Below are 13644 nucleotides of genomic sequence, written 5' to 3'. Positions count from 1 at the left end.
GTGCCGCAGACTGGTCCGCGATGACCGTCACGGACCGCTCCACGTCCTCACCGGCCGGCACCGAGCCCGCCGGTGGCCACGCCCACCCGCTGGCGCCCGGCTGGCGGCGCTCGGGGCTGATCGGGGTCGCGACCGGGCTCGTGTCGGCGCTGCTCGTCGTCGGGCCCGTGCTGGCGGCCTGGGCCGCTGACCCGCTCTCGAGCGCCGGCGGCTCGTCCGCGACGGCGGTCGGCGCCTCGTTCTGGCTGCTCGCCGGCGGGGCGCACCTCGGGGTCGGGACGGCGACCATCGCCCTCACCCCCCTCCTGCTCCTCGGCCTGCTCGTCCTCCTCGCCCGGATGGGCGCGCGCGAGGCGATGGTCCGCGTCAGCAGCGAGGGCGAGTGGTGGGCCGGCCTGCTGCCGCGCCCCCTCGCCGCCGCCGTCGGCGCCTGGTGGGCCGGGTACGCGCTCGTCGTCGGGGTCGGCTGGGTGGTGGCCGCCGACGGCCCCCTGCCGCCCCGCCCCTGGACGCTCCTCCTGCCCGCCGTCCTCGTCCCGCTCGTCGGGCTCGGGTACGCGCTGCGCGCGGTCGGCCGCGACGACCCCGACGTCCTCGGCCCCCGCCTGACCCTCCCGCTGCCCGACAGCATCCGCCGCTCGGTCGGCCCCGGCCTCGCGGGCGCGGGCCTGCTCGTCATGGTCGGGATGGTCGCCGTCCTCCTCGCGGTGCTGCTCGCCTGGCCGCGCGTGGTGTCGATCGAGTCCGACCTCGCCCCCTCCGGCGTCGGCTCGGCCGTGCTGCTCGCCGCGCAGCTGGCCGGCCTGGCCAACCTGGGCCTCTGGGTCGTCTCGTTCGTCGCGGGCCCCGGCTTCTCGGTCGTCGAGGGTGCCTCGGTCACCTGGGACGGCTCCGAGACCGGCCTGCTGCCGATGGTCCCCGCCTTCGGCGCGCTGCCCCAGCCGGGGCGCTTCCCCGGCCTCGTCGGGGTCGTCTGCGTGCTCGCCCTCGTCCTCGCCGGGGCGTGGGTGGGCCGCCGGGCGCTCGCGACCGTCGCGCGCCTCGCCCGGCTGCGCACCAAGCTCGTCGTCGCCGTCTCCGCGTGCTGCGTGACGGCGCTGTCCATCGGCCTGCTCGACGCCGTCGGCGGCGGGTCGCTCGGGGCCTACCGGCTCTCGTCGGTCGGCGCCCCGGCCCTCGAGATGGCCCTGTCCGCGCTCGCCTGGCTGGTCGTCGGCGCGGTGCTCTTCGTCCTGCGCGACGCCTGGCGGCTGCGCCGGTGAGCGCGGCGGTGGGGCGCCCGCTGCGGCTGGCGGTCCTCGTCTCCGGGTCGGGCACGAACCTCCAGGCGGTCCTCGACGCCACCGAGGCCGCCGGGGCCGCCGGGGCGTCCTTCGAGGTCGTCGTCGTCGGGGCGGACCGTGACGGCACCCGGGGCGTCGGCCGGGCGCAGGAGCGGGGCATCCCGACCTTCGTCTGCCGTGTCCCCGACCACGACTCGCGCGCCGACTGGGACGCCGACCTGACCCGGCTCGTCGCCGCGCACGAGCCCGACCTCGTCGTCTCGGCCGGCTTCATGAAGGTGCTCGGGCCGGTCTTCCTCGAGGCCTTCCGGGTCGTCAACACCCACCCCGCCCTGCTGCCGAGCTTCCCCGGCGCGCACGGCGTCCGCGACGCGCTGGCCCACGGCGTGGTCGTCACGGGTTGCACCTGCCACTGGGTCGACGCGGGGGTCGACACCGGCCCGATCATCGACCAGCGGGCCGTCCGGGTCGCGCCGGGCGACGACGAGGGGTCGCTGCACGAACGCATCAAGGAGCAGGAGCGCGCCATGCTCGTCGAGGTCCTCACGTCGCTGGCCCGGGACCGCTCGTGGCGCTGACCCCCGACGCGCTCGCGCCCAACGTCCTCGCCTTCCTGCGGGAGCGGCACCTCGCGACGCTGACGACGCTGCGCCGCGACGGCAGCCCGCACACCGTGCCCGTCGGCTTCACGTGGGACGAGGACCTCCTCGTGGCCCGGGTCATCGCCGGCCGCTCGAGCGCCAAGGTGCTCCAGGCGCGCGCGGGCCGGCGGGCGTCCCTCAGCCAGGTCGAGGGGCGTCGGTGGGTCACCTTCGAGGGGGTGACGCGGGTGGTCGAGGACGCCGACGCCGTCCGTGACGCCGAGGAGCGCTACGCCGTCCGCTACCGCCCGCCGCGGCCCAACCCCGAGCGGGTCGTCGTCGTCCTCGAGGTCGACCGGGTGCTCGGCGGGTCCTGGCCCGACCCGCTGCCCCCGTCGCCCTACGCCCGCTGACCGAAGGTCCGTCGGTCGAACGACGAGGACCTGCCGCGCCGGGCCGGCGTCCGACGGCATGTTCTCGTCGTTCGACCGGAGATTTCAGGGGTCGCGCCGTCGTCGCTAGAGTGATGGCGACGACTGGCGCGGGTGGGTCACCACCGGGAAGTCTGCAGTCGGGGCATCGCCCGCCTGGGTGCTCCGGGAACGACACCGTCGACCCCGAGGAGCCCGTCATGGCATCCGTCTCCGCCCCCGGCCCGACCCAGGACGTCCGTCCCGTGCGTCGCGCCCTCGTCTCCGTCTACGACAAGACCGGCCTGCCCGAGCTCGTGCAGGGCCTGCACGACGCCGGCGTCGTCCTCGTCTCGACCGGTGGCAGCGCCGCGCTCATCGAGTCGCTCGGCCTGCCCGTCACCCGCGTCGAGGAGCTGACCGGCTTCCCCGAGTGCCTCGAGGGGCGCGTCAAGACCCTCCACCCGCGCGTGCACGCCGGCCTGCTCGCCGACACCCGCAAGCCCGACCACCTGGCGCAGCTCGAGGACCTCGGGGTCGAGGCCTTCGAGCTCGTCGTCGTCAACCTCTACCCGTTCCTGGAGACCGTGGCCTCCGGCGCGACGCCGGACGAGTGCGTCGAGCAGATCGACATCGGTGGCCCCTCGATGGTGCGCGCCGCGGCGAAGAACCACCCGAGCGTCGCGGTCGTCACCGATCCCGCGGCCTACGGGGTCGCGCTCGAGGCCGTCCGTTCCGGCGGCTTCACCCTGGCCCAGCGCAAGCGCCTCGCGGCGGAGGCGTTCGTGCACACCGCGAGCTACGACGTCGCCGTCGCCTCGTGGATGGGCAACGCCTACGCCGACACCTCCGACGGCACCGGCTTCCCGGCGTGGACCGGCGCGACCTGGGAGAAGTCCGCGGTGCTGCGCTACGGCGAGAACCCGCACCAGCGCGCGGCGCTCTACACGCACTCGCGGCCGGGCCTGGCGCAGTCCGAGCAGCTGGCCGGCAAGGAGATGTCGTACAACAACTACGTCGATGCGGATGCCGCCCTGCGCGCCGCGTACGACCACGGCGACCAGCCGACGGTCGCCATCATCAAGCACGCGAACCCCTGCGGCATCGCCGTCGGCGAGACCGTCGCCGAGGCGTACACCGCCGCCCACGACTGCGACCCGGTGTCGGCCTTCGGCGGCATCATCGCGACGAACCGGCCGGTGACCCGCGAGATGGCGCTCGCGACGAACGACGTCTTCAGCGAGGTCATCGTCGCGCCGTCGTTCGACGACGACGCCCTCGAGATCCTCCGCGAGAAGAAGAACCGTCGCCTGCTGCGCCTGCCCGAGGGCGTCGAGCGCTTCGCCGACCCGGTCGAGCTCCGGGCGGTCTCCGGCGGGCTGCTCGTGCAGGTGCGCGACGCGGTCGACGCCGTGGTCACCGACGACGGGGGCGCCACGACGGGCGGGGACGACGCCGCCCACTGGCGCCTGGTGTCCGGCGACGCCGTCGACGAGCGCACGCTGGCCGACCTGCAGTTCGCCTGGCGGGCCGTGCGGGCGGTCAAGTCCAACGCCATCCTCCTCGCGAAGGACGGCGCGTCGGTCGGTATCGGGATGGGCCAGGTCAACCGGGTCGACTCCTGCCACCTCGCGGTCTCCCGCGCCGGTGCGCAGCGGGCCCGCGGGGCGGTCGCCGCGTCGGACGCGTTCTTCCCGTTCGCCGACGGCCTCCAGGTGCTGCTCGACGCCGGCGTCCGCGCCGTCGTCGCGCCCGGCGGGTCGATGCGCGACCCGGAGGTCGTCGCGGCTGCCCAGGCCGCCGGCGTGACGATGTACTTCACCGGGACCCGCCACTTCGCGCACTGACGGGTCCGCCTCCGGGGGCGGGCGCGGGTCAGGTCGTCGCCGACCGCTCGCGCTCGACCCTCGGCGCGGAGCGCACGAGCCGCAGGAAGGTGACGAAGCCGACGCCGCCGACGATGTTGCCCAGGCTCGCCCAGACGAGGGCGACGAGGAACTGCCCGATGGTGATGTCGGAGCCGGCGATCGCCGCGCCGATGATGAGGATCTGGTCGAGCACGGCGTGGAAGAGCTCGGCGCCGACGAGCACGGCGCTGAAGAGGATGGCCGGCACGATCTTCACGCCCATGCTGTCGGTGCTGTTCTGCATCCGGGTCATGAGCGTGATGACGAGGCCGCCGAGCACGGCGAGCATGAAGCTCTTGGCGCTGACGCCGAGCTCGGCGTAGTGCTCGCCGGTCTCGCGGGTCACCTCCGCGAGGTCGGGCCGCGCGACGAGGATGACCCAGATGATCACCGTGCCCCCGGCGATGTTCGTCACGAGGGTGACGGCCCAGAGGCGCAGCAGCCGGCCCCAGTTGCCCTTCTCGGCGACGGCCGTCGTCACGGGGACGAGGAAGTTCTCGGTGAACAGCTCGCTCTGCGCGAGCAGCAGTGCGACGAAGCCGACCGAGAACGCGAGCGCGGCGAGCAGCTGGTTGCCGGTCTCGTGCTTGACGACGAGGTAGGCGAGGATGCCGACGCCGACGTCGATGCCGCCGAGCAGGCCGGTCGGCAGTAGCGTCCACAGGGGTCGCTCGAGCCGGTCGCGACCCTCCTCGAGCAGCCGCTCGAAGGCCTCGTCGATCTCCTCCTCGGGCTGTTCCTCGTCCATGTCCACGAGCGGAATCTAGCGCGCGGCGACCCCCGTCGACCCCCCCACGAACGTGGGTGAAAACCGTCGGCATGCCGACGTTCTCCACACACGTTCGTGGAAGGGGCGGAGGCGTCAGCGGGGGAGGAGGCCGTCGGTCCGGGCGCCGAGGAGGCCGCTCCACTGGCAGCCGGTCCACAGCTCGAGCCGGGCGGGGTCGCGCGGCGAGGCGTACCACCCCGGGGGGTGCGGCGTCGGAAGGGGCGCGGCCCGGACCTCGCCGGAGGGCCGGAGGAACCAGAGCCCCGCGAGGTCCCAGACGACCGAGCGCCCGCGCTTCGGGCCGTTGCGGAGCCACCACGAGGCCGTCCGCGGTCGCGACGTCGTGTAGCCGAGCTCGATCTCGGCGACGAGCGAGCGTCCCCACCGCCGCAGGAGCAGCACGACGCCGGCGGCCGCGAGGGCCATCGACGCCACCCCGACTGCGGTCCCGGCCGCCGGGGCGAGGGACCGGGTGGCCGCGGGCAGCCCGAGGATGCCCCCGGCGAAGAACGCGAGGACCCCGAGCGCGACGTGGCGCAGGGCCCTCGCGGACGTCGGCCGCACGGCGACCACGGGCGGCACGGTCGGGACCAGCGGGGGCCGGGCGAGGCCCGAGCCGGCCGCGGTGGCGGACGACGGGAGGGGCGCAGGAGGCGGCGGGGTCACGCGGGCCAGCATCGACGCGGGAGGTCCTGCCCCGCAGGCGCTCCGGCCGCGGACGGTCCGTTCGTCCGACCCCCGCTCTCCCGCGAACGTGTGTGAACTCGCCGGGAAAGTCCGGCGAGTTCACACACGTTCGCGGAAGGGGCCGGGGGTCAGCGGGTGGCGCGCTCGACCCGGTAGTCGATCGGGGTGCAGCGGCCGTTGTTGGACTTCTCCGCCGAGCAGGCGGTGACGGCGGCCAGGACCGGCTCGCGGGCCTCGATGGTGAACCGGTCGCCCGGACGCGTCGGCGGCGGGTCGATGTGCAGCTCGCCGCGGCCGTCGGTCCACACGTCCATGAACACGTTGAGCGTCACCCCGACCCGGTCGGCGTCGACGCCGACCGGCGCGAGGGCCCCGACGATGTTCGCGAAGCAGCTGGGGTGCGGCCCGCCGTCGAGGTCGGGGTAGAGGATGTCGAACGTCGCCTGGCTGCACGGCGTGAGCGTGAGGTCGTGGACCCCGACGGTGTCGTCGACGACCTCGGCGAGCACCGTCGAACGGTTGCTCCAGAGCAGCGACCCGGTGGAGACGTAGATGCTGTTGCCGAAGTCGGTCGTCCGCCCGGACGAGAACTGCTCGGCGCGGTCGTCGGAGCGCACGAGGTAGAGGTCGCTCACCTGCTCGCCGAGCGGGTCGAGGAGGGTCAGCCGGTCGCCGGGCGCGAGCTCGACGGCGACCCCGGTCTGCGGGGCGATGCGCAGCCAGCCGTCCGCGGGCCCGTCGGCGCCACCGGCGTAAGGCGGCGCCGCGGTCGCGCGGGGGAAGCGGGTGCGGGCGGGGTTCATGCGGGCTCCTCGGACGGGGCGGGGTGGGCGGTGAAGGGCGGGGTCCAGTCCGGGGGCACCGCGCGACCGGAGTACTGGCGGGCCTCGGACGCCGCGCCGTGGTCGGCGACCATCGGGTTGACGCCGCCCTGCAGGTCGGTGTCGCGCCGTCGGATCGTGTCACGCATCCGCGCGTAGCGCCCGTCCTCGCGCAGCCGCTCGAACTGGTCGTGGAGGTTGAAGACGAGCGTCGGCAGCGGTGCGCGGCGGGCGATGCGCGAGGCGCCGGGGTGCAGGCCGACGACGAAGAACGGCGTGCCCCCGTGGCTGAAGGCGAAGTGCGGGTCGCCCGGGTCGGCCGCGACGTGGCCGGGCCACGGGCGGTCGTCGTGGGCCTGGAGGTGGCGCAGGGCGGCCCACAGCTGCTCCTCGAACCCGCGCTCGTCGGCCCGCGGCGCCCGGAAGCAGGCGACGAACGAGGCGAGGTCGCCCTCGGGGTCGGCGCCGGCCGCGAAGTCGCGCAGCCGGCGGCCGAGCTCGTCGAGCGAGCCCCCGGGGCGCGCGTCCGTCAGGTCGTCGAGGACGTGGGGGGTCACGGCGCCCCGTCGGAACACCGATCGCGCTCCGAGACAGGGGTAGTCGGGATGCGCGACCATCTCGGCCAGTGCGTCGACGACGGCGGCGTCCGGAGCGGTGGCGAGGTCGTGGACCCGCGAGGGGGCGAGGAGGCCGGGCGGCGGTACAGGGGGAGGTGCGGTCAGGGGGGAGAGGCTCACCCTCCTCCCGTACCCACGCCGGGTCAGGTCATGCGGCCCCTGGACGCGCGGGAGCCGACCCTGCGGCAGGGGAGCAGGGCCGGCTCCGGTACGGGGGGTGCGTCAGGCGCGGTAGCCGGTGGGCTCCTCGCCGAGGTCGATGATCGCCGCGACCGGGCCGCCGCCCTCGGGGCCCTGGTGGGCGGCCGAGACGGAGACGAAGACGGCCGGGTCGCCGGTGACCGACGCGGTGACGCCGCCGACGCAGGACTTGATCTGGCGGTGCCAGTGCACGTCCGAGTCGTCGAGCATCGCGTTGCGGCGGCCCTGGACGGTGCCGTCCTGGCTGGCCTCGCACTTGAGGAAGACGTTGACGAGGCGGCCGTCGAGGTCGCTGCGGTGCGGGCGCTCCGGCAGGTCGAGCCCGGCGTCCTTGATGGCGGCCCAGATGCCGTCCTGGTCGAGCGCGTCGGTCATCACGGAGTGACCGATGCGGTAGCGACCGCCGACCCCGCGGGCGTTGCCGACGACGACGACCTGCGCCTGGTCGAGCTCGACGCCCGAGGAGCAGGACGCGACCGAGGAGTACAGGTCGCGGTTGTGCATGACGTCGGCGTCGGTCGGCATCTCGATCTCGCCGAGGGCGACGGCGATGCCGAGCGCGGTGCAGCCGTTGGAGAGGTCCATCGACTCGTGCGTGTGCTCGGTCCAGACCTTCTGGCCGCGGGACTTCGCGTCGCGGATGGTGTGGATGGTCAGAAGCGGCGTCTTGGTCTGGACGTAGTGGACGTCGGCCGGGTCGCTGATGCCGGCCCGCTCCATCGCGACCTCGACCGCGGCGGCGACCTTCTCGACCATCGGCAGGTAGCCGATCTCCTCGGGGGCCAGCTGCTCGCTCATCGCGAAGCCGACGGTGAGGCGCGGCTCGTCGGTCTGCGGCGCCTGCTCGGCGGGGACGGTCGCGAAGACGGTGGCGTGGGGGCTGATGACGCCGTCGGTGCCGCCCGACCAGACGATCGGGATCTCCTTGACCTTCGCCGGGTCGGCGCCCTTCTGCACGAGGATCTCGCGGAAGGCGCGGTCGGCGATGATGCGCGTGTAGTCGTTGACCCCGCCGTTGCCCTCGGTCTTCCCGATGACGGCGATGACGCGGTCGGCCTCCATGACGCCGGCGTCGATGAGCTTGCCGAGCTCGGAGGCGTCGGACACGTTGTGCAGGGGGACCTTGCGGACCTCGATGGCGTCGGGCACGGGATGTTCCTCTCAGTCGGGTTCGACGACGGTGCCGAAGCCGCCGTCGACGGCGTCGGTGATGTGGGTGAGCGAGGTGATGACGCCGCGCGGTCCTCCGGCGGCGACGAAGCGGGCGACGGCCTCGACCTTGGGGCCCATCGAGCCGGACGCGAACTCACCGGTGGCGGCGAGGTCGTGCAGCTCGGAGAGGGTGACCCGGCCGAGGTCGCGCTGCTGCGGGGTGCCGAAGCCGACGGCGGCGTGGTCGACGTCGGTGGCGATGACGAGGACGTCGGCGCCGAGCGAGCGGGCGAGCAGCGCGGCGGTGAGGTCCTTGTCGATGACGGCCTCGACCCCGCGCAGCGTGCCGTCGGCGTCGCGGACGACGGGGATGCCGCCGCCGCCCGCCGTGACGACGACGTAGCCCGCGTCGAGGAGGGTGCGCGCGGCCGGGACGTCGAGGACCTCGAGCGGCTCGGGGCTCGCGACGACCCGTCGCCAGCCGCGCTCGCCGCGGTCCTCCCAGACCTGGCCGTGCTCGACCATGCGCGCGGCGGCGTCGGCGTCGACGTAGCGGCCGACGGGCTTCGTCGGGTGCGTGAAGCCGGGGTCGTCGCGGTCGACGAGGGTCCGGGTGACGAGGGCCGCGACGGGCCTGGGGGTGCCCGCCGCGGCGAGGGCGGCGTCGAGCGCGTCGAGGATCGTGAAGCCGAGGGTCCCCTGCGTCTGGGCGCCGCACCAGTCGAGCGGCACCGGCGGGACGACGTGCGCGGCGAGCTCGTTCTTCACGAGCAGGTTGCCCACCTGCGGGCCGTTGCCGTGGGTGACGACGACCTCGTGGCCGGCCGCGACGAGGCGGGCGGCGGCGCCCATCGCCTCGGTCACCGCGGCGATCTGCGCGGCCGGGGTGGCGCTGCCGTCGGGGCCGGTCATGGCGTTGCCGCCGAGGGCCAGGAGGACCCGCATGCGTCACCTCGCTTCCGTCGTCGGCCGGGCGGGGTGCCCGGGAGACCGACCCTAGGGAGCGGGGAGGCGGCGATGCGTTGGCAGGTTCTGCCCAAGGACCGGCCCGTCGTTGGCAGTCGCGCGCTGGTGGGGTCCGTCTCGCCCCTCGACATCCGCCGGGGCCGGTGGTGGACGCCGGGTGGCGGTGGTCCACGCTGTGTCCATGACCGACCGGACGTCCGACCGCACCTGGCTCGTCGCCCTCGCAGCCTCCCTCTGGGGCCTGTCCTCGCTGTGGCGCGGCCCGCTCGCGCAGGAGTACCCCGCGCTCGCCGTCGTCCTGTGGGAGCACCTCGTCCTCGTCGTGCTCACGCTGCCGTGGCTCGTGCCGGCGGTGCGCCGGCTGCGGGCGGTCTCACGGCGCACGCAGGTGAGCGTCGTCGTCATCGGCGCCGGCTCGTCGGCCCTCGCGACGACGCTGTTCACCGCGGCCTTCCGCACCGGCGACCCCATCACGCCGCAGGTGCTCCAGAAGCTGCAGCCGCTCATCGCCATCGCGCTCGCGGCCGTGCTGCTGGGGGAGCGGCTGCGGCCGGTCTACGCCGTCTTCGCCGTGCCCGCGCTCGTCGGCGCCTGGCTGCTCGCCTTCCCCGACCCGCTGGCCGTCAGCCTCTCGAGCGCCACGGCCGCCCTGCTCGCCGTCGGGGCCGCGGCGCTGTGGGCCGCCGGCACCGTGCTCGGGCGCGCGGCGTCCGCCGAGCTGCGCTTCTCGGACCTCACCGCGCTGCGCTTCGCGTTCGGGCTCGTCACGCTCGCCGCGACGGCTGCGCTGACCGGCACCCCGGTCGCGCTCGGGTCGGACGCCGTCGTCAACATCCTCCTGCTGGCCCTCGTGCCCGGGTTGCTCGCGCTCGTCCTGTACTACCGCGCGCTCGGGCGGACGCCGGCGTCGCGGGCGACCCTCGCCGAGCTCGCCTTCCCGCTGTCGGCGGCGCTCGTCGGCGTCGTGTGGCTCGGCGCGACCCCGAGCCCGACGCAGTGGGTCGGCTTCGGCGTGGTGCTCGCGGCGGTCGTCGGGCTGGCGCTCAACGAGCAGCGCTCGCGCCGACCGTCCGTCGTCGCGCCCGACCGCGCGGAGGACGCCCTCCCCGTCGCCTGACGCCCGGCAGTTCCCGACTGATTGCGAGTTCCGCCGCTCGACCCGCCGTCAACGCGGCGTGTCGGCGGCGGAACTCGCAATCAGTGGAGAGGTCTGGCGGCACTTCTTGCGCATCCGCCACCTGATCCGGCCCGGATCGGGGCTCCCGGGGTGGCGGATGGGCACTCAGTGGATGTCACCAGGCGCCGAGGGGAGGGAACGCGCAGGCGCCGGGCCACGGAGCTCTGCGTGTTCCCTCCTCTCGGAGGGCGACCGGCGGGTCAGAGGGCGCGCCAGCGGGCGTGCCGGGCGGCCAGGCGGTCGGTGTCGTCGAGCGGTGCGAGCTCGGCGAGCTCGTGCCGGACCGCCTGGGCGAGCCGGCGGCAGAACGCCTCGGGCTCGTCCGCGGCATCGGGATGCTCCGCCACGACACGGTCGACGATGCCGGCGGCCAGCAGGTCGAGCGAGCGCACCCGCTGCTGGTCGGCGAGCTCCGGCGCCCGCTCGGTCGTGCGGTGGAGGATGGCGGAGGCGCCCTCGGGCGGCAGCGGCGAGAGCCACGAGTGCTGCGCGGCGAGCACGCGGTCGGCCGGCATGAGCGCGAGCGCCCCACCGCCGGTGCCCTGACCGAGCAGGACGCACACGGTCGGGACCGGGAGGGTGACGAGCTCGGCGATGCACCGGGCGATCTCGCCGGCCATCCCGCCCTCCTCGGCCTCCTTCGACAGGGCCGCGCCGGCGGTGTCGATGAGGCTGACGAGCGGGAGCCCGAGCTCGGTCGCGAGCTTCATCCCGCGGCGGGCGACCCGCAGGCCGGACGGCCCGAGCGGCGCCTCGAGCGCCTCGGCCCGGCGGTCCTGCCCGAGGACGACGCACGTCGCGCCGTCGAAGCGCGCCAGCGCGAGGAAGAGGCTGCGGTCCCACTCGCCGGCACCGGTGCCGAACAGCGGCAGGACGTCGGAGGCGCCGAGCCGCAGCAGGGCGCGGATGCCTGGACGCTCCGGGCGCCGCGAACGCGTCACCGACTCCCAGGCCGGGACGTCGGCCAGCGGCTCCTTCGGCACGTCGGGCACGGGCGTCAGCTCGCGCGGCGCCGCGAGGATGTCGAGGAACCGCGCGGCGATCTCGGTCAGCGCCTCGACCGGCAGCACGGCGTCGAGGAGCCCGTGCGCGTAGAGGTTCTCGGCGACCTGGACGTCCGGCGGGAACGGCTCGCCGTAGAGCGCCTCGTAGACGCGGGCCCCGAGGAAGCCGATGGTCGCGCCCGGCTCGGCGACGGTCACGTGCCCGAGCGAGCCCCACGACGCGAGCACGCCGCCGGTCGTCGGGTGCCGCAGGTAGGTGATGTACGGCAGCCGCGCGGCCTTGAACGCCGCGACGGCGCCGCTGATCTTCACCATCGTCACGAAGGCCGGCGTGCCCTCCTGCATCCGCGTCCCGCCGGACGACGGTGCGGCGAACAGCGGCAGCCGCTCGACGGTGGCGCGCTCGAACGCGGCGGTGACCCGCTCGGCGGCGGCCCGGCCGATGGACCCCGCGAGGAAGCGGAACTCTCCGACGACCACGGCGACCCGGTGGCCCCCGATCCGGCCCTCCCCGGTGACGATGGACTCGTCGGTGCCGGCACGCTCGGCGGCGGCGGCCAGCTCGAGGGCGTACTCGCTGCCGGGCTCGGTGACGGTCACGGGCGCCTCGTCCCACGAGACGAAGCTGCCCTCGTCGAGCACCGCGCCGAGCAGCTCGTGGGCACCGGGGCGGCGCGGCCGCGCCTCGACGGTCATCGACCGTCTCCCGCGGGTGCGTCGTGCGCCGCGTCGGCCTCGTCGGCCTCGTCGAGCCAGGCGCGGACCGAGGCGTCGTGCTCGCCGAGCCCGGGGGGCGGCTGGTGCGTGTCACGACCGCCGGCGAAGGCGTTGTCGTCGAACCGGATCGGTGGGCCGGGCAGCTCGATGCGCCCGAGCACCGGGTGCTCGACGTCGATGACGAGCCCCTGCGAGCGGGTCTGCTCCCAGTCGTAGACCTCGTCGATGGAGCGCACCTTGCCCGACGGGATGCCGAGCTCGGCCAGCCGGGCGAGCAGGTCCTCGGCGCGCCACTGCGCGAACGCCGCGTCGATGACCTCGACGAGGTGCGCGCGGTTGCCGACGCGGACGGAGTTGGTCGCCAGCAGGGGGTCGGCGGGGTCGATGCCGAAGGCCTCGGCGAAGCGCACCCAGAGCCCCTGCGAACCCACGGCCACCTGCACGGGGCCGTCGCTCGCGTGGAAGAGTCCGTAGGGGGCGAGTGACGGGTGGTGGTTGCCCTGCGCCCGGCCGACCTGCCCCGCAACGGTGTACGCGGTGCCCTGGAAGGCGTGGACGCCGACGACGGACGCGAGCAGCGACGTGCGCACGACCCTCCCGCGGCCGGTCAGCTCGCGCTCGCGCAGCGCCGTCGCGACACCGAACGCGCCGTGCAGCCCGGCGAGGAGGTCGCCGATCGGCACCCCGACACGTTGCGGCTCCTCGGGCCCGGTGCCGGTGACCGACATGAGGCCGGCCTCGCCCTGGGCGATCTGGTCGTAGCCGGGGCGGCCGCCCTCCGGCCCGTCGTGCCCGAACCCGCTGATCGCGAGGACGACGAGCCCGGGGTTGAGCCCGTGCAGGCGCTCGACGTCGAAGCCGAGCCGGTCGAGGACACCCGGCCGGAAGTTCTCGATGAGCACGTCCGCGTGCCGCACGAGGCGCGTCAGGGTCTCGCGGCCGTCGTCGGACTTGAGGTCGAGGACGATCGACTCCTTGTTGCGGTTGCACGAGAGGAAGTACGTCGACACGGGGTCGTCCTCGGGGCCGACGAACGGCGGGCCCCATCCCCGTGTGTCGTCACCGGTCGGCGACTCGACCTTGACGACGCGGGCCCCCATGTCGCCGAGGAGCATCGCGGCGTGCGGGCCGGCGAGAGCGCGCGAGAGGTCGACGACGGTGATGCCGTCCAGGGGTCCGGTCACGGGTGGGGCTCCTCGGTGCTCGGGGCGGTGCGCCGCAGGGGTGGCGCGTCGGCGTCTCGTCAACCTAGCCGCCGTCACCGAGGCGCCCATCGTCGTCCTGAGCCCGTGGATCGGCCGATCCGCTGGCACCTTCTGCCAGTCCGGCGACGGGTCGACCCGCGTGCTGAC

General features: G+C 75.0%; 13 protein-coding genes and 1 riboswitch. Of the genes, 5 read left to right on the top strand and 8 right to left on the bottom strand.

Translation table 11 applies throughout. From position 1 onward, the window contains the following. Positions 1-20 precede the first annotated feature (20 nt). The 4 genes from HL663_RS18240 (at position 21) to purH (ending at position 4121) form a co-directional block, all read left to right on the top strand. Entirely contained in the window at positions 21-1262 is a 1242-nt protein-coding gene (locus HL663_RS18240) for a cell division protein PerM (RefSeq protein WP_173029748.1), read from the top strand. 20 nt (positions 1263-1282) lie between these two features. Beyond that, positions 1283-1861: a phosphoribosylglycinamide formyltransferase gene (purN, locus tag HL663_RS18235; protein WP_216842778.1), complete on the top strand. Its 579-nt coding sequence runs from the start codon at positions 1283-1285 to the stop codon at positions 1859-1861. Beyond that, complete coding sequence (locus HL663_RS18230; RefSeq protein ID WP_173029746.1) at positions 1852-2277, top strand: pyridoxamine 5'-phosphate oxidase family protein; 426 nt, start codon at positions 1852-1854, stop codon at positions 2275-2277. The genes purN and HL663_RS18230 overlap by 10 nt, the downstream gene beginning before the upstream one ends. Before the next feature lie 109 nt (positions 2278-2386). Beyond that, positions 2387-2464: riboswitch (ZMP/ZTP riboswitch) on the top strand. A gap of 31 nt (positions 2465-2495) precedes the next feature. After that, complete coding sequence (gene purH / locus HL663_RS18225; protein ID WP_173029744.1) at positions 2496-4121, top strand: bifunctional phosphoribosylaminoimidazolecarboxamide formyltransferase/IMP cyclohydrolase; 1626 nt, start codon at positions 2496-2498, stop codon at positions 4119-4121. A 28-nt stretch (positions 4122-4149) separates the two neighbouring features. Here purH and HL663_RS18220 read toward each other — a convergent pair whose 3' ends face one another. The 6 genes from HL663_RS18220 to HL663_RS18195 all read right to left on the bottom strand — a co-directional run bounded on the left by HL663_RS18220 (position 4150) and on the right by HL663_RS18195 (position 9373). Further along, on the bottom strand, positions 4150-4929 hold the full coding sequence (locus HL663_RS18220) for a formate/nitrite transporter family protein (RefSeq protein WP_173029742.1): 780 nt from the start codon (positions 4927-4929) through the stop codon (positions 4150-4152). 114 nt (positions 4930-5043) lie between these two features. Continuing rightward, positions 5044-5616, bottom strand: a complete 573-nt coding sequence (locus tag HL663_RS18215) for a hypothetical protein (protein WP_173029740.1) — start codon at positions 5614-5616, stop codon at positions 5044-5046. A gap of 149 nt (positions 5617-5765) precedes the next feature. Then, on the bottom strand, positions 5766-6440 hold the full coding sequence (locus HL663_RS18210; RefSeq protein WP_173029738.1) for a DUF1989 domain-containing protein: 675 nt from the start codon (positions 6438-6440) through the stop codon (positions 5766-5768). After that, positions 6437-7195: a guanitoxin biosynthesis heme-dependent pre-guanitoxin N-hydroxylase GntA gene (gene gntA / locus HL663_RS18205; protein WP_216842628.1), complete on the bottom strand. Its 759-nt coding sequence runs from the start codon at positions 7193-7195 to the stop codon at positions 6437-6439. The genes HL663_RS18210 and gntA overlap by 4 nt, the downstream gene beginning before the upstream one ends. A 102-nt stretch (positions 7196-7297) precedes the next feature. Then, positions 7298-8425: a barbiturase gene (bar, locus tag HL663_RS18200; RefSeq protein ID WP_173029736.1), complete on the bottom strand. Its 1128-nt coding sequence runs from the start codon at positions 8423-8425 to the stop codon at positions 7298-7300. A 12-nt stretch (positions 8426-8437) separates the two neighbouring features. Beyond that, positions 8438-9373 carry a carbamate kinase gene (locus tag HL663_RS18195; protein WP_173029722.1) on the bottom strand — a complete coding sequence of 312 codons (936 nt, stop codon included), beginning with the start codon at positions 9371-9373 and terminating at the stop codon, positions 8438-8440. Positions 9374-9575: 202 nt separating this feature from the next. On the opposite strand from HL663_RS18195, the gene HL663_RS18190 reads away from it, so the two are divergent. Beyond that, positions 9576-10511, top strand: a complete 936-nt coding sequence (locus HL663_RS18190) for a DMT family transporter (protein WP_173029720.1) — start codon at positions 9576-9578, stop codon at positions 10509-10511. Between the two features lie 260 nt (positions 10512-10771). Here the strand turns inward: HL663_RS18190 and HL663_RS18185 are convergent, their stop codons facing one another. Next, positions 10772-12271: a carboxyl transferase domain-containing protein gene (locus HL663_RS18185; RefSeq protein WP_173029718.1), complete on the bottom strand. Its 1500-nt coding sequence runs from the start codon at positions 12269-12271 to the stop codon at positions 10772-10774. Continuing rightward, a complete protein-coding gene (locus HL663_RS18180) occupies positions 12268-13476 on the bottom strand; it encodes a CaiB/BaiF CoA transferase family protein (RefSeq protein ID WP_286175777.1) in 1209 nt (402 codons plus the stop codon). The genes HL663_RS18185 and HL663_RS18180 overlap by 4 nt, the downstream gene beginning before the upstream one ends. Between the last annotated feature and the right edge of the window lie 168 nt (positions 13477-13644).

Source organism: Arthrobacter sp. NEB 688 (assembly GCF_013201035.1).
Lineage (GTDB): Bacteria > Actinomycetota > Actinomycetes > Actinomycetales > Dermatophilaceae > Phycicoccus.
The sequence above is the reverse complement of the archived record's forward strand: the minus strand, read 5'-3'. Positions and strand labels throughout refer to the sequence as shown.